The organism is Serratia sp. OS31 (genome assembly GCF_014164835.1).
Taxonomy (GTDB): Bacteria; Pseudomonadota; Gammaproteobacteria; order Enterobacterales; family Enterobacteriaceae; genus Serratia; species Serratia liquefaciens_A.
The window spans coordinates 157679-179131 of the sequence record NZ_JACJFQ010000006.1 but is presented as its reverse complement, the minus strand read 5'-3'; the positions used below and the strand labels follow the sequence as shown (position 1 = coordinate 179131).

General features: G+C 56.9%; 10 protein-coding genes. All 10 read left to right on the top strand.

From position 1 onward, the window contains the following. Positions 1-93 precede the first annotated feature (93 nt). Complete coding sequence (gene mreC / locus H5P17_RS08000; protein ID WP_041415027.1) at positions 94-1095, top strand: rod shape-determining protein MreC; 1002 nt, start codon at positions 94-96, stop codon at positions 1093-1095. Next, positions 1092-1580, top strand: coding sequence for a rod shape-determining protein MreD (mreD, locus tag H5P17_RS07995; protein WP_012147104.1), 489 nt, complete (start codon positions 1092-1094; stop codon positions 1578-1580). Before mreC ends, mreD begins: the two co-directional genes overlap by 4 nt. Positions 1581-1590: 10 nt before the next feature. Further along, complete coding sequence (locus tag H5P17_RS07990; RefSeq protein WP_182822208.1) at positions 1591-2175, top strand: nucleoside triphosphate pyrophosphatase; 585 nt, start codon at positions 1591-1593, stop codon at positions 2173-2175. Positions 2176-2213: 38 nt separating this feature from the next. Next, positions 2214-3683 (top strand): ribonuclease G, encoded by a 1470-nt coding sequence (gene rng / locus H5P17_RS07985; protein WP_044553724.1) that lies wholly within the window; start codon positions 2214-2216, stop codon positions 3681-3683. Positions 3684-3788: 105 nt separating this feature from the next. Beyond that, entirely contained in the window at positions 3789-7604 is a 3816-nt protein-coding gene (gene yhdP / locus H5P17_RS07980) for an AsmA2 domain-containing protein YhdP (RefSeq protein WP_182822206.1), read from the top strand. Next, positions 7601-8461, top strand: coding sequence for a deaminated glutathione amidase (nit1, locus tag H5P17_RS07975; RefSeq protein WP_044553720.1), 861 nt, complete (start codon positions 7601-7603; stop codon positions 8459-8461). The genes yhdP and nit1 overlap by 4 nt, the downstream gene beginning before the upstream one ends. Before the next feature lie 7 nt (positions 8462-8468). Beyond that, on the top strand, positions 8469-9914 hold the full coding sequence (tldD, locus tag H5P17_RS07970; protein WP_044553718.1) for a metalloprotease TldD: 1446 nt from the start codon (positions 8469-8471) through the stop codon (positions 9912-9914). Between the two features lie 287 nt (positions 9915-10201). Next, positions 10202-11875, top strand: coding sequence for a ShlB/FhaC/HecB family hemolysin secretion/activation protein (locus tag H5P17_RS07965; RefSeq protein WP_182822204.1), 1674 nt, complete (start codon positions 10202-10204; stop codon positions 11873-11875). Between the two features lie 26 nt (positions 11876-11901). Then, positions 11902-21063 (top strand): hemagglutinin repeat-containing protein, encoded by a 9162-nt coding sequence (locus H5P17_RS07960; RefSeq protein ID WP_182822202.1) that lies wholly within the window; start codon positions 11902-11904, stop codon positions 21061-21063. A gap of 6 nt (positions 21064-21069) precedes the next feature. Then, positions 21070-21453 (top strand): hypothetical protein, encoded by a 384-nt coding sequence (locus tag H5P17_RS07955; protein WP_182822200.1) that lies wholly within the window; start codon positions 21070-21072, stop codon positions 21451-21453.

The following is a 21453-nucleotide window of genomic DNA, read 5'->3' as shown; positions in this document are numbered from 1 at the left end:
CAGCCCCAAGAAGGAGGAATCGTATCGGGTGAATGCGCAAAGCGAAAATCAGGTACGGTTCCTCTTTCTGTTGTCGAGGAACACGCATAATTTATGAAGCCGATTTTTAGCAGGGGGCCTTCCCTGCAACTACGACTTTTTTTGGCAGTGATCGTGGCCATTGGCCTGATCGTTGCCGATAGCCGTCTCGGTACGTTCGTGAAAATACGTAACTACATGGACACGGCCGTCAGCCCTTTCTATTTTTTGGCCAATGGGCCACGTAAAGTTTTGGACAGCGTTTCAGAAACGCTGGCTACCCGCCAACAGCTGGAGCTGGAAAACCGGGCTCTGCGGCAGGAACTGCTGCTGAAAAACAGCGATATTCTTCTTCTTGGCCAATTCAAGCAGGAAAACGCCCGCTTGCGTGAGCTGTTAGGTTCACCGCTGCGCCAGGACGAACACAAAATGGTCACTCAGGTGATCTCGACCGGCTCGGATCCTTACAGCGATCAGGTGGTGATCGACAAAGGATCGGATAACGGCGTTTATGAAGGCCAGCCGGTCATCAGTGATAAAGGCGTCGTGGGCCAGGTGGTGGCGGTGGCTAAAGTCACCAGCCGCGTGCTGCTGATCTGCGATGCTTCACACGCACTGCCCATCCAGGTGCTGCGCAACGATATTCGGGTGATCGCCGCAGGCAGCGGTTGTGCCGACGATTTACAGCTCGAACATCTGCCGAACAATACTGATATCCGCGTGGGCGATGTGCTGGTCACTTCCGGCCTTGGTGGCCGCTTCCCGGAAGGTTATCCGGTGGCGGTGGTATCCTCGGTCAAAGTGGATAATCAGCGTGCCTATACCGTGATCCAGGCACGGCCTACTGCGGGGCTACAGCGCTTGCGCTATTTGCTGCTGCTGTGGGGGGCCGATCGTAACGGCGACATGCCGTTGCCGCCTGATGAAGTTCATCGCGTCGCCAATGAGCGTCTGATGCAGATGATGCCGCAGGTTCTGCCGCCGGCCGATGCGGTTGGGCCGCAATTGCCTCTGCCTGCTCCAGCAACCGGGGCCGCAGTACAAACCGCTGCTCCTGCCGCGGGAGTCACGCAATGAATCGTTACCGCAGCAACGGGCGCTGGATAATCTGGCTGTCATTCCTGGTGGCGCTGGTGCTGCAAATCATGCCGTGGCCGGAACAGATCTACATGTTCCGTCCCTCCTGGCTGGCTTTGATCCTGATCTACTGGGTGATGGCGCTGCCTCATCGGGTTAACGTCGGCACCGGCTTCGTGCTGGGGTTGATTATGGATCTGATCCTCGGTTCCACGCTGGGCGTGCGCGCACTGGCGTTAGGCATCATTGCCTATCTGGTGGCGTTCAAATTCCAACTGTTCCGCAATATGGCGCTCTGGCAACAGGCGCTGATCGTCGTGCTGCTGTCACTGGCGATGGACGTTGTGGTGTTCTGGGCCGAGTTTTTAGTGATCAACGTTTCTTTCCGCCCAGAGGTGTTCTGGAGTAGTGTGGTAAACGGCATCCTGTGGCCGTGGTTATTCCTGCTGATGCGTAAAATTCGCCGTCAGTTCGCCGTACAGTAAGGGTATATCAATGACTTCGCTTTATCTGGCCTCCGGATCTCCCCGTCGACATGAATTACTGACCCTATTGGGCGTTCCCTTTGAAGTTATCCTGACGGATACCGAAGAGCAGCGGCAGGAAGGGGAAGCTGCGGAAGCCTACGTGCGCCGTTTGGCGCAGGATAAGGCCAAAGCCGGCGTGGCGCTGGCACCGCAGGCGTGGCCGGTGCTGGGTGCCGATACCATTGTGGTGCTCAATGGCCGGGTGTTGGAAAAACCCCAGGACGAGACGCACGCGGCGCAAATGCTGGCGGCGCTGTCGGGTAAACAGCACCAGGTGATGACCGCGGTGGCGATCGCCGATCGCCATGACGTTCTGTGCCAACTGGTGGTGACAGACGTGACATTCCGCAACCTGTCACAGCAGGATATCTGCGACTATATTGCTACGGGCGAGCCGATGGATAAAGCGGGCGCCTACGGAATTCAAGGAAAGGGTGGTTGTTTCGTCAGAACGATAACCGGGAGTTATCATGCGGTGATGGGTTTGCCGTTAGTCGAAACACATGAGCTGCTCAGTAATTTTGTCGCATTACGTGATGTAAGAACCGGTTGATGGGTGCTGCCATTATCGACCGGCTCTGAGGAGAAGGCATGACAGCTGAGCTACTGGTTAATATCACACCGTCTGAAACGCGGGTTGCCTATATTGATGGCGGCATCCTGCAAGAGATCCATATCGAGCGCGAATCCAAGCGCGGCATCGTCGGCAATATTTATAAAGGGCGAGTAAGCCGCGTGTTGCCGGGCATGCAGGCGGCATTCGTCGATATCGGTCTGGATAAAGCGGCCTTCCTGCACGCTTCCGATATCATGCCGCACACGGAATGTGTCGCCGGCGATGAGCAGAAAAATTTCCACGTGCGTGACATTGCCGAACTGGTGCGCCAGGGGCAGGATCTGATGGTCCAGGTGGTGAAAGATCCGCTCGGTACCAAGGGCGCACGCCTGACCACCGACATCACTTTGCCTTCGCGTTACCTGGTGTTTATGCCGGGGGCGGCGCACGTTGGCGTTTCCCAGCGTATAGAAAGTGAAGCCGAGCGCGATCGCCTGAAAAAAGCGGTGGCCGGTTACTGTGATGAGCTGGGCGGCTTTATCATCCGCACCGCGGCTGAAGGCATTGGCGAAGAAGAGCTGGCGCAGGACGCCGCCTTCCTCAAACGCCTGTGGACCAAGGTGATGGAGCGTAAAAAACGCAACCAGACCAAATACAAACTGTACGGCGAGCTGGCACTGGCGCAGCGTATTCTACGTGATTTCGCCGGCGCGGCGCTGGACCGGATCCGCGTGGATTCCCGCCTGACCCACGACCTGCTGGTGGAATTTACCGGTGAGTACATCCCGGATATTACCGCCAAGCTGGAGCTGTACACCGGCAGCCAGCCGATCTTCGACCTGTACGACGTCGAAAACGAGATACAGCGTGCGCTGGAGCGCAAGGTCGAGCTGAAGTCCGGTGGTTACCTGATCATCGATCAGACCGAGGCGATGACCACCGTGGATATCAATACCGGTGCCTTTGTCGGTCATCGCAACCTCGACGAAACCATTTTCAATACCAATATTGAAGCGACCCAGGCCATTGCCCGCCAGCTGCGCCTGCGCAACTTGGGAGGCATTATCATCATTGACTTCATTGACATGAACAATGAGGAGCATCGTCGTCGGGTGTTGCATTCGCTGGAGTTGGCGCTGAGTAAAGATCGAGTAAAAACCACGATCAACGGCTTCTCTCAGCTAGGCTTAGTGGAAATGACGCGTAAACGTACACGGGAAAGCATTGAACATGTGCTGTGTAACGATTGTCCTACCTGTCATGGACGCGGCACGGTGAAAACCGTGGAAACCGTATGCTACGAAATTTTGCGTGAAATTGTGCGCGTACACCATGCTTATGATTCAGATCGTTTCCTGGTTTACGCCTCTGCGGCGGTGGGCGAGGCGCTGAAAAGCGAAGAGTCCCATGCGCTGGCCGAAGTGGAAATCTTTGTGGGCAAGCAGGTGAAGGTACAAATCGAACCTTTATACAGCCAGGAACAATTTGACGTTGTCATGATGTAGCCCGCCGGGTGGCGGCCAAAGACCGACATGGGTGGGGCTCAGCGTGCTGAGCCCCACCGTGCATAGAGATTCCCGTTGCCAGGCAGCGGAAGCAAGGAGAACTGCGTGAGGCGACTGCCTGGGATTTTGTTAGCTACAGGCGCCACTCTGATTGTCATCGTGGCGTTGCTGATCAGCGGGCTGCGCCTGGCGCTACCTGAACTGAACAACTACCGCCCTCAATTGCTGGCCAAGGTTGAAAGCCTCTCCGGTGTGCCCGTACAGGTCGATTTCATGCAGGGCAGTTGGGAAACTTTTGGCCCACAGCTTGAAATGCGCAACGTGCGCGCCACGCTGCCTAAAAGTAACCTGCATATTGAACGCGTTACGCTGGCGCTGGACGTGTGGCAATCGCTGCTGCATTGGCGCTGGCAGTTCCGCGATCTTACCTTCCACCAACTCCAGTTCGATCTTAACACCACGCTGGGCGGTGATGAGCACCAGGGCAGCACTATCGAACCGGGTAAAATCACCGATTTGCTGCTGCATCAGCTGGATCATTTCGACCTGCGCGACAGCCGCATCTCATTCCTGACGCCCGCCGGCGCGCGTGCCGAATTCGAAATCCCGCAGTTGACCTGGTTGAACGGCCGCGATCGTCACCGGGCAGAAGGGCAGATCAGCCTGTCGACGCTGAACGGTCAGCATGGCGTGGTGCAGCTGCGCATGGATCTGCGTGATAACCAGGGGCTATTGAATACCGGCACTGTCTATATGCAGGCCGACAATATCGACATGAAGCCCTGGTTCACCCGTTGGCTGCGTACCAACACCGGGCTGGAAAGCGCAGATTTCAGTCTGGCGGCCTGGCTGCAGATCCAAAATGGTGAAATCGCCACCGGCAGCGCATTACTGAAACAGGGGGCGGCCAACTGGAACGTGGGGACTCAAGCTCACCGGCTGGACGTGGACAACCTGGCGCTGACGCTCAGCCGTCAGGGCACTGGCTGGCAGGTGGACGTCCCGCAGTTGAACCTGGCCACCGACGGTCAGGCCTGGCCACAGGGCAAGCTGTCTGCACTTTGGTTGCCGGAAAATACCGAGTTCCTGGGCCCAGGGCAAACCGAAGAGCTGCGCGTACGCGCCACTGATATTCAGCTTGAGCGCCTGGCCGCGTTACTGCCGACCTTCTCTTTCCTCAGCCCTGACGTGCTGGACCGCTGGAACGATCTGCAACCGCAAGGCAAGGTCAACGCGCTGGCGTTGGATATCCCACTGAAACAACCGGAGAAAACGCGTTTCCAGGCCCTCTGGCAGGACGTCAGCTGGCAGCACTGGAAACTGTTGCCCGGGGTGAATCACTTCTCCGGCGCACTGAGTGGCGGCGTGGAGAATGGTCGCCTGCAGCTCGATCTCAACAACAGCACCTTGCCATATGGCGATATGTTCCGGGCGCCTCTGGAAATCAGCAGCGCACGAGGTGCTCTGACCTGGCAGAACAACGAGCAGGGTTGGGAACTGGCGAGCAAAAACCTGGATGTGAAAGCCAAATCGCTGTGGGTTAACGGCGACTTCCGCTATCAGCAGCCGGCCAAAGGCGACCCGTGGCTGAATATTCTGGCAGGCATTCGTCTGTATGACGGCGCGGACGCCTGGCGCTACTTCCCTGAGCCCCTGATGGGCAAGCATCTGGTGGATTACCTCAGCGGCGCCATCCAGGGCGGGCAGGTGGATAACGCCACTCTGCTCTACAACGGCGATCCGCAGCATTTCCCGTACCGCAAAAACGAAGGTCAGTTTGAGGTGTTTGTCCCGCTGCGCCATTCCACCTTCCAGTTCCAACCGGATTGGCCGGCATTGACCGATCTGGCTATCGATCTCGACTTCGCCAATGAGGGGCTGTGGATGAACGCACCACAAACCAAATTGGGTAAGGTCGATGGCAAAAATGTCAGCGCCGTCATTCCGGACTACCTGAAAGAGCGTTTGTTGGTGGACGCCGAGGTCGCGGGCCAGGGGGCTGAGATCCATGATTATTTCAAACAGACTCCGCTGCACGATTCACTGGGCTCTGCCCTGGACGAACTGCAGATTGGTGGTAGTGTCAGTGGGCGCTTACACCTAGATATCCCCTTGAACGGCGAGCTGGTTCGCGCCACCGGAGAGGTTGCGCTGAACAATAATTCATTGTTGGTTAAGCCGATCGACAGTGAGCTGCAAAAGGTCAGCGGCAAGTTCCGTTTTGATAACGGTAACCTGAGCAGCGATACCCTGTCTGCCAACTGGTTTGGGCAGCCGGTGGCGGTGAATTTCAACACGTTGGAAGGGAAAAGCGACTACAAGGTCAACGTTGGCCTCAAGGCTGACTGGCAGCCGGGAAAATTCCCGGGCATACCGAAAGAAGTGAGCGATGCATTAAGCGGCAGCGCGCCCTGGCAAGGTCAGGTGGCTATCGTCTTGCCTCATCAGGGCTCGGCCAGCTATGACATCGGCGTTGATGCGGACCTCAAGAAAGTAAGCAGTCACTTACCCTCCCCGTTGGATAAACCGGCGGGTGAGCCATTGCCGCTGAGCGTAAAAGTGAAAGGCGGCCTGAACGGATTCATGCTGACCGGTAGTGCTGGCAAACAAAACCATTTCAACAGCGAATGGCTCTTCGCCAAACAGCAGGTCACGTTAGCCCGCGCGGCATGGCAGACGGCGGGCAACGGAACCCCGCCGTTACCGAACGGAAAATCGCTGACGCTTAACCTGCCGCCGCTGGACGGTGAGAAGTGGCTGGGCCTGATGGCGCCGGCGCTGAAACAAAGTGACGGCATGGGAAAAGTGGGCGGATTTAACTTCCCGACCACGGTGGCGCTGAAAACGCCGCAGCTGTTGTTAGGGGGCCAGGCCTGGCACAAGCTGACGCTGTCGGCAGAGAAACAGCTGGGCGGCACGCTGGTCAGCGCCAAGGGCGATGAAGTGGACGGCAGTCTGCGAGTGGCGGACCGGGGGCCGTGGCGCGCCGATATCAATTATCTCTATTACAACCCGCAGTTTGACGCCGGTAAGGGGGCTTCGACGGCAGCCACCGCTGCGCAGGCGGCCACAGACAAGGTGTCCTTCCGCGACTGGCCGTCGCTGATGCTGCGCTGTAAGTCTTGCTGGGTGATGGGGCAGAACCTCGGCAAGGTTGAGGCGGATTTGACCAATCAGGGCGATACCCTCCTGCTGACGCACGGGTTGGTCGATACCGGCAAAGGGCGGATGACCGCCAGCGGCCTGTGGAAACAGAATGCTCAGGAAGAGCGCAGTTCGCTGAAAGGTAAACTGTTGGGTGCCAAAATTGATGAAACCGCGGCTTTCTTCGGTATCACCACGCCGCTCAAAGGCGCACCTTATGACGTCGATTTCGATCTGTATTGGCGCGGCCAGCCGTGGAAACCGCAGTTGAACACCTTGAGTGGCGCGCTGAAAATCAATATGGGCAAGGGCGAAATCGACAGCATGGGGGGCGGTCGTGCCGGCCAGCTGTTGCGTCTGGTGAGCTTCGATGCCCTGTTACGCAAGCTACAGTTCGATTTCAGCGATACCTTCGGCAAAGGCTTCTACTTTGACTCCATCCGCAGCACCTCGTGGTTGAAAGATGGCATAATGCATACCGATAACCTTTTGGTTGACGGGCTGGCGGCGGATATCGCCATGAGCGGCCAAATTGACCTGGCGCGTCGGCAGATTGATATGGAAGCGGTGGTGGCGCCGGAAATTTCAGCCACCGTCGGCGTGGCGACGGCCTTCGTGATTAACCCGATTGTCGGTGCTGCGGTGTTTGCCGCGTCCAAAGTGCTGGGGCCGCTGTGGAACAAGATTTCGCTGATTCGTTACCATATCGGCGGCAGCCTGGATCAGCCGAAGATCAATGAGGTGTTGCGTAAGCCAAAGGAGGATAAGGCGTCATGAGAAATGCTAACGTTGCGTTGTTACAGTTGTGCAGTGGCGATCGGGTGCGTGACAACCTGGCCCAGATTGAACAGCAGATTAAGCAGCTCAATGCCGGGGTAAAACTGGTTATGACGCCGGAGAACGCGCTGCTGTTCGCCAACTCTGCGGCCTATCGTGAGCATGCGGAGCAACAGGGCGACGGGCCGTTGCAAAATGCGGTGCGCGAAATGGCGCGACGCTATGGCGTTTGGTTGCTGGTCGGCTCCATGCCGCTGGTCAGCCGCGAAAATCCTGCGCTTATTACTACCAGCAGCCTGCTGTTTGACGATCAGGGCGAAATCCGGGCGCGTTACGACAAGCTGCACATGTTCGACGTGGACATTAACGACTCCCACGGCCATTATCGTGAGTCAGATACTTATCAACATGGTCAACAGCTCACGGTAGTGGATACCCCTGTCGGTCGGCTTGGCATGACCATCTGCTACGATCTGCGCTTCCCGGCGCTGTTCCAGGCGTTGCGAGCGCAGGGCGCTGAACTGATTTCCGTGCCGGCCGCCTTTACCCGCGTGACCGGTGAAGCGCACTGGGAAATTCTGCTGCGTGCAAGGGCGATTGAAAACCAATGCGTGATCCTGGCGCCGGCGCAGGTTGGCAGCCATGGCCCGACTCGCCGCACCTGGGGCCACTCGCTGGCGGTAGACGGCTGGGGTAAGGTGCTGGCCGAAAACGCGGATGCGGTCTCGGCATTGAAGGTGCGGGTCGACATTACCGGCCTCAAAACGATTCGCGAACAGATGCCGGTGTTGCAACACAACAGATTCCAGATGTCGCTGACGGCGCCGTTTGAAAAAAACTCCTCCATTAAAGAGTGAAAAAATTATGAGCCTGACGTTTGTCAGTGAGCAGTTACTTGCTGCCAATAAGCTGAGCCACCAAGACCTGTTTTCCGTCCTGGGGCAACTGGCAGAACGCCGCCTCGATTATGCCGATCTCTATTTCCAGTCCAGCTACCATGAAGCCTGGGTGATTGAAGACGGCATCATCAAGGATGGTTCTTACAATATCGATCAAGGGGTCGGGGTGCGCGCCGTCAGCGGCGAGAAAACTGGCTTCGCCTATGCCGATCAGATCACCCTGAATGCTTTGCAGCAAAGCGCCCAGGCGGCGCGCAGCATCGTACGTGACAAGGGTAATGGTCAGGTGCATACCCTGGGCGAAATCAGCCATAAGGCGCTGTATCCGCTGCTTGATCCGCTGCAAAGCCTGCCACGTGAAGAGAAAATTGCCTTGCTGCATCGCGTTGATAAGGTGGCCCGCGCTACCGATAAGCGCGTGCAGGAAGTCAGCGCCAGCATCACCGGCGTGTATGAGCAAATACTGGTCGCGGCCACCGACGGCACCCTGGCGGCGGACGTTCGCCCCCTGGTGCGTTTGTCCGTCAGCGTGCTGGTGGAACAAGACGGCAAGCGTGAGCGCGGTTCCAGCGGCGGCGGTGGTCGTTTTGGCTATGACTATTTCCTGGAAGTCGTCGAGGGTGACGTTCGCGCCGATGCCTATGCCAAAGAGGCGGTACGCATGGCGTTGATTAACCTTTCTGCCGTTGCGGCCCCGGCGGGCAATATGCCGGTGGTGTTAGGCGCCGGCTGGCCAGGCGTGCTGCTGCATGAGGCGGTGGGCCACGGCCTGGAGGGTGACTTCAACCGTCGCGGTACGTCGGTGTTCAGCGGTCAGATGGGCCAGTTGGTGGCTTCCGAGCTTTGCACCGTGGTGGATGACGGTACTCTGCAAGGGCGCCGTGGTTCACTGGCCATCGATGACGAAGGCGTACCGGGCCAGTACAACGTGCTGATTGAGAACGGTATCCTGAAAGGCTACATGCAGGACAAGCTCAATGCGCGCCTGATGGGCGTTGCGCCGACCGGAAACGGCCGCCGCGAGTCTTATGCGCACCTGCCGATGCCGCGCATGACCAATACCTACATGCTGGCGGGTAAGTCGACGCCGGAAGAGATCATCGCCAGCGTTGAGTACGGCCTGTATGCGCCGAATTTCGGCGGCGGTCAGGTGGATATCACTTCGGGCAAGTTCGTGTTCTCCACTACCGAAGCCTATTTGATTGAAAAAGGCCGCATCACCAAACCGGTGAAAGGCGCTACGCTGATTGGCTCCGGTATTGAGGCGATGCAGCAGATTTCGATGGTCGGCAACGATCTGGCACTGGATAAAGGCGTTGGCGTGTGTGGCAAAGAAGGGCAAAGCCTGCCGGTGGGCGTCGGCCAGCCGACCCTGAAGCTGGACACCCTGACCGTTGGCGGTACCGCATAATTGTCTCCTGGGGCCGGATCCCGGCCCCTATCAAACGCCATTTTGCGGCCTGCATCGCATTAACGACAATAGGTTGGCTTCGCTTAAATTAAGAGCGATTCACTATTTTTCCCAGCCTCAGTAAATCAATAAATTAGATTTAACTATTTGAAGCTATTTTCTGCGGTTTCCCCTAAGAACTTTCTGTTTCGCTCGCCCTAATTAGCTCTCCGGCTAATGATTCACAGCTTGTTACATTCTCCCTTCCGTCGTTAAAATGCTGAAAAAACACACGGATGATCTTCTGAATGGATTCAGTGACTCAACGGCTCTCGACAGCTTTGCTGTGCATTTTCTTTTCCTCTGCGGCGGGCGCAAACCTGCTTAGCCCGGCAGATCGTGACACCATTCAACAACAGCAGCGCGAATTGCTGGAGCAAAACCAGCTGCAGCGGCAGGAACTGCAACGTAGCCTGACGCCGGCCTGGCCGACCCCTGCAAAACCCAGCGCCACCGCTGGCGGACCTTGCTTTAGCATCGCCCATATCCGGCTGGAAGGCGCGGCTCATCTGCCCGCCAGCGCGCAACGCAAACTCACGCAGCCTTATCTGCAGCAATGTCTGAATCTGGGGCAAATCCAGACGCTGGTGCAGCAGATCTCCGATTGGTATATCAACCGTGGCTATATCACTAGCCGCGCATTCCTGACCGAACAGGATCTGTCGCGCGGCGAACTGCGGTTGCTGGTGCTGGAGGGCAGGCTGGAGAACCTTCTGCTGGAACAACAAGACGATCGCATGCTGAAAATGGCCTTCCCGGGCCTGCAGGGCAAGATTCTTAATCTGCGTGATATCGAGCAGGGCATGGAACAGATCAACCGTCTGCGTCAGCAGCCGGTGCAGATAGAAATTCTGCCGGGTAGCCGGCCGGGTTACTCGGTGGTCAATCTGAGCGCCAAACCTGAGTTTCCTCTGATGCTAGGGGCGGGGTTCGACAACAGCGGGCAAAAAAGCACCGGCACCGGCCAGATCAACGGATCGTTGACCGGCAATAACCTGCTGGGGCTGGCGGATCAATGGTTTGTCGCCGGTGCCCGCAGCAGCGATTTCGCCAACGATCACAATGCGCGCAGCGTGCAGACCGGCGTCAGCCTGCCTTACGGCTACTGGACGCTGGATTACAACTATTCCTACAGCGACTACCTGGCCACCCTCAGCAACCGGGGTTTTGACTGGCGTTCCAGCGGTGACAGCCAGACCCACCGGCTGGGCGTTTCGCGGGTGCTGTTCCGTGACGGCGAAATGAAAACCGGCCTGTCGCTGGGGGTCATTCACCGCGTCAATCGCAATTATCTCAATGACACCCGGCTGGAAAGCAGCAGCCGCAAACTGACCAGCGTGACGCTGGGTGCCAGCCACAGCCAAAAGCTGTTGGGCGGTTTCGCCACGCTGAACCCGGCCTATAGCCGCGGGGTGCCCTGGCTAGGGGCGGAGAACGACAGCGGCAAAATCAAGGAAGCCCCCCGCGCCGAATTTCACAAACTTTCGCTTTCCGGCAGCTACTACCTGCCGCTGGCACAGGATTGGACTTACCTCACCAGCCTGTACAGCCAGTGGAGCAATCACCGCTTGTACGGCAGCGAGCGTCTGACCATCGGCGGTGAGAGCTCGGTACGTGGTTTCAAGGAGCAGTATCTTTCCGGTGACAAGGGTGGCTACTGGCGTAATGAAGTTAACCGGGCGCTGGTGACCTTGCCGTACGTCGGCAGTATTAACGCCCTGGCGGCGCTGGACGGCGGCTATTTGCACCGTGATGCGCTGGATGCCAATGCCTCGGGGACGCTGTGGGGCGGTGCCCTGGGGCTGGAGAGCCGTGGACGTTATTTCAGCAGTCAACTGACCGTCGGCTGGCCACTGGCTTACCCGGATGGAATGAAGCCGGACCGTGTTTCGGTCTATTACCGGATCAATATCGTTATTTAACGCTAACGCACAGGAAGGTTTCAAGGATGAAACATAATAATAATCAAAACCTTAATATTCCCCAGCGCCTACTGAGCTATACCCTGTGCGCATTGCTGGCCGGGCAGCCGTTGTTGCCGGCACTGGCTGAAGGCGTGAACGTAGCCGAAGGCAATACCCGAGTGGATCAGGCCGCCAATGGCGTGCCGGTAATCAATATCGCCACGCCGAACCAGGCCGGTATTTCGCATAATAAATACAACGATTTCAACGTTGGCAAAGAGGGGACGATCCTCAACAACGCCACTGGCCAGCTCAATCAGAGCCAGCTTGGAGGGTTGATTCAGAACAACCCCAACCTGCAGGCCGGCAGGGAAGCGCAGGCCATCATCAATGAGGTGGTGGCACCGAACCCTTCACAGCTGCGCGGTTATCTGGAGGTCGCGGGCAAGCAGGCCAGCGTGATAGTCGCCAACCCCTATGGCATCACCTGCGACGGCTGCGGCTTTATCAATACCCCCAACGCGACGCTGACGACCGGCAAGCCAGTGCTGGGAGCCGACGGCAAGCTGCAGGCGCTGGAGGTCACTCAGGGGGCGATCACCATTCAGGGCCAAGGGCTGGACGCTAGCAAGAGCGACAGGTTCGCCTTGATCGCCCGCGCAACCGAAATCAACGCGCAACTGCATGCCAAAGACCTCAGCGTCACCCTCGGGGCCAACCGGGTCGATGCTAGCGGCGAGGCGCCCAAGGTGGCGATTGATACCGGTGCGCTTGGCGGCATGTACGCCAACCGTATCCACCTGGTCTCCAGTGAAAAGGGCGTCGGGGTCAACCTCGGCAACCTCAATGCGCGTGAGGGCGATATTCAATTGGATGCCAATGGGCAACTGCGGCTGAATAATGCGCTGGCAGAGGGGAGCCTGATTGCTACGGCGGCAGGAATGACGCTGAGCGGCAACCATAAGGCCGGCCAGGCGATGAGCCTGAACAGCCGGGGCGAACTGGCTCTGGACAAGGCCTCGTTGAACGCCAAAGGCGATATGCAGCTTAGCGCCGCAGGCAAATTACAGGCGGGCAAAGCCAGTACTGACGGCAAACTGCAGTTGACCGCAGGCACCCTGAGCAGCGCCAAAGACAGCAGCCTGATCGCCGAGGGCGACATCAATATGACGCTTAATGGTGACGGCGACTGGCAGGGCACCCTGACTGCCGGACGCGATCTGCACCTGCAGGCCAATAACCTTAGCAGCAGCGGCCAATTGGCCGCCAACCGCGACAGCTACATTCAGACACAGAGCCTGAACAACAGCGGACGGATACAGGCACAGGGTGCGCAGACGCTGATCGGCGAACAGCTTGATAACCGGGGGCAGCTGCAAGCGGGCGGTGTACAGCGGATCACCGCCAAAAACGTCGATAACCAGGGGGCCATCGGGGCCAGACAGCACCTTGAGTTGCAGGTGCGCGACAAGCTTAACGTTGCGGGCTCCCTGTCTGCAGATGGCCCCCTGACCGTACAGGCAGGGGAATTCTTGCTGGCGGGCAGCGCCAGCGGCAAACAGGGCATTACTCTTAACAGCGGCGTGCTGAACACGGTTGCAGGCTCATCGCTGCTGAGTGATAGCGATATTGTCATTCAGGCTAATGACGTGCGGTTGGGTGGGCTGCTTTCCAGCGAACTCGCCCTGACGATGGACAGCCGGAACTTGTCGACCACCGCAGGCGCTCGCACCCAGGCCAAACAGGGCATGGCGTTAAAAGTTACGCAAGACGCGCAGTTGGCGGGCGTCTTTAACACCTTGGGGGATTTGAACTTTTCCGCCGCGACGGCCGATAACGGCGGCCAAATCGATGCACTCAATATTGACTGGCGCGGTGGTTCACTGCGTCAGCGCGGGCATCTGCAGGCCGATAATGGCTTCACGCTGAAGGTAGATCGACTCGATCAACAAGGCGAGCTGCTGGCCGGTAAACGGCTGCTGGCGAATGGCACTACCCTGGTCAATAGCGGGCAGCTCGGCGCCTCCGAAATGGAACTGAGCTTTAGCGAAGCGGTGGGTAACCAGGGCAAGCTGGTGGCGGACAATACGCTGACGTTAAAGGCTCCAACGTTGAACAACACCGGTACCCTAGCGGCAAACAGCATGAAGCTCACGGCGCAAGACGTGGAGAACAGCGGGCTGATACAGGCCAAGGGGCTGGCGGAGATTACAGCGAAAGATCTGCAAAACCGCCTGGTAGGGCGAGTGCTGGCCGGAGGGACGCTGGCGCTACAGGGGGAACGCTTGAACAACGCCGGTAAGCTACAGGGACAAAACATTGATATCGGCGTACAAGGTTGGGCCAACACCGGCAGCGCCCTGGGGGAAAATGGGCTGACGGCAACGGTAGGACAGACGCTGCACAACAGTGGGCAAGTGCTGAGCCAGGGCCCACTAAAACTGACGGCGGCCACGCTGAATAACCAAGGCAAGGTATTGAGCGAGGGCGCATTGCAGCTTTCGGCCGACAGCATCAGCAATCAGGGGGAAGCGCAGGGTGCGGCGACCACCGTCACGGCCAACACGGTGAACAACAGCGGCAATCTGATTGGTCTACGGCAGTTGGCGTTGCAGCTGCAAAAGGATCTGAACAACACAGTAAGCGGCAAGCTGCTCAGCGAAGGGGAACTGACGGTAGGCGCGGCGACCGTCGATAACGACGGAGTATGGCAGGGCGGCAGCATCAGGCTGGCGGCTCAGCAGTTGGATCATAAAGGCGTGTTGCAGGCAGGTACGGGAGGGATCCATTTGGATCTCAGCGACAGCCTGAAGACGGAAACCAACAGCAAGATCTTCTCCAGTGGAAAAACGGATCTGACGGCACTGACCTTGAACAATCAGGGTCATGTACAGGCAGGCGAGTTGACGTTAAAAGCCGCCGAGCTGACCAACACCGGCAGGCTGCAGGGGCAAAAAAACCTGGAGGCCACGCTGAGTGGCATATTCCATAACCTGGCCGGCGGCACGGTGCGCAGCCTGGGAACCCTGCGGGTAGAGGCGGCAGAGGTAAACAACGTTGGGGATCTGCAGGGAGACGGCGGCAGCGTATTGCGGTTGGATCGTCAGTTGATCAACTCGGGCAAAATGATCGTCGGCGGCGCACTGGATCTTCAAGCGCCTTCGCTGAATAACAGCGGCTGGCTGCAGGCCAATAGCCTGACGTTCGAAGGCACCCGGTTGGATAACAGCGGCACATTGAGCGGCATCGGCGATACCCGGTTTACGCTCGATGCTCTGAATAATGTGGGAACCTTGCAGGGCGGCAATTTAACGCTGCAGACAGGCAGCCTGGATAATGCCGGCACGCTACTGGCGACAAGCCAGATGAGCGTTAACGCGCAGCAGATAGATAACCGCCAGAACGGCAAGCTGTTCAGCGGCGGCGATGCGACATTGGTGAGCAACCTGCTGAATCAGTACGGTCAACTGGCGGCGCTGGGCAATATTACGCTGACGTTAAAGGAAGCCTTCACCCAGAATGGCACCCTGGCGGCAGGTAAAAAGCTGACCCTGAGCAGCGACGGTGATGTTGTGCTGCTGGGTACCCTCCAGGGCCAGGGCATCGATGTGCGTAGCGCTGGCCAGTTGATCCATGCCGGTACCCTGCGTGGCGGAAGCGGTGACGTGCGTATCGAAGCCGCCGGCATCACGCAAAACGGCACCGCCAGTCTGCAGTCCGGCGGCTGGGTACAGTTGCTGAGCCATGGCGACATCAACAACAACGGGTTTATCGGTACCGCCGGCAATTTGCTGCTGAGCGCCGCTAACCACCTGCTCAACATCGGCATGTTGTACGGCGGTGGTGATGTGCAACTGTTGGCGGAGCGCATCACTAACCAGCGCGGCGACATCCTGGCAGGCAACAGCCTGTGGATGCAAAAAGACGCGGCCGGCAACGCCAACAGCGAAATCGTCAACACCTCCGGCACCATCGAGACCGAAAATGGCGATATTCAGATCAACACCGCGCATTTGCTCAATCAGCGTGATGGCTGGTCGGTGAGCACTGAAAAGCAGACGACGGCGAAAGATCCGCTGTGGAACGGCCAGACGCTGGTCAATATGAAACTGGGGGATCTGGCTGAAAGCGAGCTTGGTTATTACATCAAAACGGTACGCACCGGCGGCAGCATGGGGCATGGCAACGGTTCCGTTGATGATTACTATTATTTAGCGCCCAAAGCGCCAGCCGTAGATAAAAAGATCCTGGTTGAATCATCCAGCGTAACCGTCACGGCAAACGGGGGCGCCGGGCGTATTGCCTCAGGAAAGGACATTGCCGGGACCATTGCGCGTTTTGACAATATTGCCAGCGACATGCTGGCCAACGGTGATATCTCGCTGAGTGGCGGCTCGCTGAACAATGAGAGCACCCAGGCAGGGAGCCAGAATAAATACCTGAATTACCGTTATGACGGCGAAATCGCGCAGTATGATTTCGACAAACACCGCTCGCTGGCTGACTTCAAAAAGAGCGGCAGTTATATCCGTGATAACGTCAATACCCCCATTCAGTACCGCTTGACCGGACAGCCAGAGTACCAGAGCGAAAACACCGCTGTTTATCGCAGCGTGATCCAGGCTGGTGGTGCCGTCAACGTCAGCTTTACCGACGATATCAGCAACAGCATGGTGACACCGAACGCAGGCAGCCTGAGCCATACCCTGGCTAGACCAACGTTGGCCAGCCTGCAGCAGCCGGAGGCTATCAGCGGTGTTCAACAGCAGGAACTGGCGGCGGATCAGAGCGTTGCCTTCGGTTCAGCGGAGTGGAAAGACAACCTGCAGGCGGCCCTGGGCTCGCTGGGTAATAACGCCGTAGCCCTGGCGGACTACCCACTGCCAGGCGGGGATAGCGGCCGTTTTGTCATCAGCGCGGATCCCAACAGCCCATACCTGATCACCACCAACCCGAAACTGGACGGCCTGGGGCAGTTGGATAACAGCCTGTTCAACGATCTCTACGCCATGCTGGGCCAACAGCCGGGTGCCGCTCCGCGTGAAAACGACCGCCGTTTTACCGATGAAAAACAGTTTATCGGTTCGGCCTACTTCCTCGATCGGCTACGACTTAATCCGGACTACGACTATCGGTTCCTGGGGGATGCGGCGTTCGATACTCGCTATATCAGCAACGCCATGCTCAGCCAGACCGGCAAGCGCTATCTCAACGGTATCGGCTCCGATTTGGCGCAGATGCAGCAGTTGATCGACAACGCCGCACAAGCGCAGAGCGGCCTGAACTTGCAGTTTGGCGTTAGCCTGACGCCGGCCCAGGTTGCGCAGTTGGAGAAAAGCATCGTCTGGTGGGAGAAGGTAACGATCAACGGCCAAACGGTGTTGGCGCCCAAACTCTATTTGGCCAAAGGTGACGCCGCCCAGCTCAACGGCAGCGTGATCACCGGCAATATCGTTAACCTGAACGGCGGCAGTATTCGTAATGACGGCAGCTCGCTACAAGGGGGTGAACGGCTCAACGTTAATAGTAAAACGGGTATCAGCAACCTTAACCAGGGGCTGATCGACGCTGACGGCAATTTGCAGCTCAGCGCCATTGGCGATATCAGCAATATCGGCTCGACCATCAGCGGCAAGCGGGTCGCGATTGAAAGCCTGGATGGCAGCATTATCAATAAAACCCAGGCTCGCCAGTGGGATGCCACAGGGACTCAGGGCGGCCAGACGTTGTCCCTGTCGCGTACCGAAGTTGGCGATACTGCTGTCATCAGCGCAGAAGATGCGTTGATCATGCGTGCCGACAAAAATATCGATGTTATCGGCGCGAGGCTCGCCTCTGACGGCACGATGAACCTGCAGGCGACAGGTGATATCAACCTGTTTGTCAATCGCACAGAATCCATTGATAAAACCAATAATAGCGAGCGCATCAGCAGCAGTGCCGATCGCAGCATCATCACCAGTAGTGGAAATATGACGCTACATGCCGAGCGTGATTTGAACTCGCAGGCAGCGATGTTGGTGAGCGACAGCGACATCCTCCTGAGTGGCAAGCGAGACGTAAATCTCAACAGCGTGGAAAGCCGGGAGTATCAGGCAAGCCATGGCGGCGGCCAGCAGCGAGTGAAAGAGTCCATACGCCAACAGGTCACCGAAATCGCCGGCGGCAGTTTGCGCGTTGATGCCGACCAGGATGTCATCTTCAAGGGGACGCAAGCACAGGTCAGTGGCAATTTGGTGGCTAACGCCGACCGTAATATCGTGGTGGACAGCGTAGCTGAAAGTGACTACAGCTTCTTCGAAGAGACCAAGGTCAAGAAAGGGTTTATGTCCAAAACCACCACCCATACGGTGGAGGAGGACTACGCGACCCATGAGAAAGGAACGGTACTGAGTGGCGACAACGTTTTGCTCAAGGCCACTAACGATCTGACCGTACGGGGCTCGACGGTGGTGGGCGACGGCCAGGTCACATTAAAAGCCGACAATAACATCGGTATTTTTGCCGCCACCGAGGAGCAATCCCGTTACCGGCTGAATGAGAAAAAAACCAGCGGTGTGTTCAGCGGCGGCGGCATCGGCGTGACCCTCGGCAGTAAATCTTCGCGTCATCAATTGAACGAAGATGGCACCACCCAAAGCCAGAGCGTCAGCATCCTAGGCTCGACCGGCGGCAGCGTAGATATCGAAGCGCTCGGCAAGGTGCATATCAGTGGCGCAGATGTGATTGTGGATAAGAACCTTAACGTAGTGGCGGGCGAAATCACTATCGACCCGGGCAGTGACGCGCTGCGCAACAGAGAACGTTATGAGCAGAAGCAAAGTGGGTTAACGCTGTCAGTTTCCAGCCCTATAACCGATACCTTGTTGGCGATTAATGATTCGCTGAAGCGAGCTAATGAAAACGGTGATGACAGGCTGAAAGCTTTATATGCGGTGCAGGCGGTCCGCGCTGGTTGGATAAACTCCGAGGCCAATGCCGATCAGGCGCAAGGGTTGGCGAAAGGTGAGCTTTCCAATAGCGTGAAGTTGCAACTTAGCGTTGGCGCCAGTAAGAGTGTTTCCGAGTCTGAACTGACACAGAACCAGGTGCGCGGCAGTAACGTGGCTGTCGGGGGAGATGCCATCTTTATGGCTACCGGCTCAAAAGGTACCAGCGGCGATCTCCGAGTCAGCGGTAGCGGAATCACCGGTAACAAGGTGACGCTTGTAGCCAAAAATGATCTTCTGGTGGATGCCGCAGAAAACAACCGTGAGCAGACCAGCAAAAATAACAGCAGCGGCTGGAATGCAGGGGTACATATTTCACTTGGCGATGAGACTGGCATTGGCGTTTCGGCCAGTGGTTATCAATCGAAGGGGGCATCCGACGGTAAGAGTACCGAATACGTTAACTCACGGATAAATGCACGAGACGAACTGAGGACGAGCAGCGAACGCAATACTACGCTTGCTGGTGCACAGTTGCTCGGTGACAAGGTCAAGATGGATGTAGGCGGTGAACTGTTTATCGGCAGCTTGCAGGATACCGACGATTATCACAGCTGGCAGAAAGATGTTAGCGGTGGTGCAAGCTTTACCTTTGGTTCAATGAGCGGTTCTGCCTCGCTGAATATGAACCAGACTAAAATCGACAGCAAATATGCCAGCGTCGGCGATCAAAGCGGTGTGTTTGCGGGTGATAAAGGGTTTGAGATCAATGTCACTAATCATACGCAGCTGAATGGTGGAGTGATAGCGTCGACTGCTGACAGCAGCAGAAACCAACTTTCTACGGGGACGCTGGGGTGGAATGCGATAGATAACAAAGCCGAATATAAAGCCAATAGCAGCGGATTTGGTCTTTCGACCAGTGGACCCACTGGTGGCGGTCTGGCGAAGGACAAGGGCAAAGCATCCGGTATCACGCAATCTGCGGTAGCCGCAGGCACTATCACTATTCGCAATGAGACAGAACAGAAGCAGGACGTCGCAACCTTGAGCCGGGATACGGATAATGCCAACGGCCGTATCAATAAAATTTTTGATGAACAGAAAGTTAAGGATAATCAGGCCTTTACCCAAGGAATGACCCAACTGGCGACGCAGTTGGTGAGCGACTACAGCAACAAACAGCTGCTGCAGGCGCAGCGTGCAGCAGCAGAGAAACTGAGTAAGGATCCGGCCTATCTGAGCGCCAGCGCCCAGGAACGCGAGAGAATGCTGGAGGCGTCACCAGAGTACCGGGCAGCGATGAAAGAGTACGGGGTCGGCAGTGATTTTTGGCTGGCGGGCTCAGCCATCAGCGCGGCGTTGGGTGGGATTAGCGGTGGCAATCTTGGCGCGGCAGCGGGCGGTGCGCTGGCTCCTTATTTGGCGCGTGAAATCAAAGCGAGAACGCAGGGCAATGCGGCGGCGAATCTGGCAGCGCATGCGGTAGCGGGTGCGTTGGCTGCATTGGTTTCGAACAACAGCGCACTGGCAGGTGCGGTAGGGGCGGCAGGCGGAGAACTGGCTGCTAAAATTATCAGCGAGCAGTATTATGGTAAAGATCCGTCGGCGCTGACGGAAGCTGAGAGGAAAAATGTCAGCGCGCTGAGCCAATTGGCGGCAGGGTTGGCAGGCGGGCTGCTGGCAGACAGTGCTGGAGGGGCGGTAACGGCTTCGCAAGCCGGTAAGAATGCGGTGGAGAATAATTTCTTGGCTGTGCCAGCACCGGTTCTACCACCTGTTGCAGTGCCGAATACGTCCATCAATAGTACCGGCGGAAATGAAGCCTGGGATGCGGATGACGGTTCGGATCTGAATAAGTCACGGGAAGAAAACGCGCGTCAGCCGAATGTGGCGAAGGATCTGACGGATGAGGATAAAGCAGAGCTGGGTGGGGCGGGATCGGGAACTCCGGGCGGCCATGGGCCGGAGGATGAAGAAAATGCGCGGAACAGTGAAAAGCAGAATATTACTGTTGATGATTTAACATCGACATCATCGAAAGGGAATGAGACTACGGGGCGTTCAAAACTCTTCGAAAGAACAGGCGGTAGTAATGCTGCTAACAAAGAGTTTGATGCCTTATCTCCTACAGAAATTAAAGACATACCAGGTGGAAGGGTCGGTAAGCTACCCGATGGGCGAACGGTTATCGTACGTGAGCGTAGTACTGATGGTCGGCCAACATTGGAGATCCAATCAGGGAAGAATAGGATCAAGTTTAGGTATGACGAGTAATCATATATGACTGAAAAATTGATTAAAATTCCCCTTGCTGAGGGTTCTCTTCAAGATAGTCAACTAGAGGATTTTCGATATTCCTCTGGCTCCCTTGAGCTGATTTTATCTTCAGGGGATAACGCTGAGAGCAGCAAAGTTAAGGTGCTGTTCGATTGGATTTATTCCTTCCGGGTGACTGATGAAGGTGACCTATTGAAAATGCAGGAAGAGCAGAAAGGGCTGATGCTGACAGGGCTTTATATCGTTGAAAAATCTAAGTATATAGAATGGTTTAATGAACAAAACGGTAATATACACGATGATGTCGTTCATTATATGCTCTCAACTGTGGACGATGTTATAGATATTTTAGCCTCCATTAGTCCTTCAATATCAATCAGTAATTAA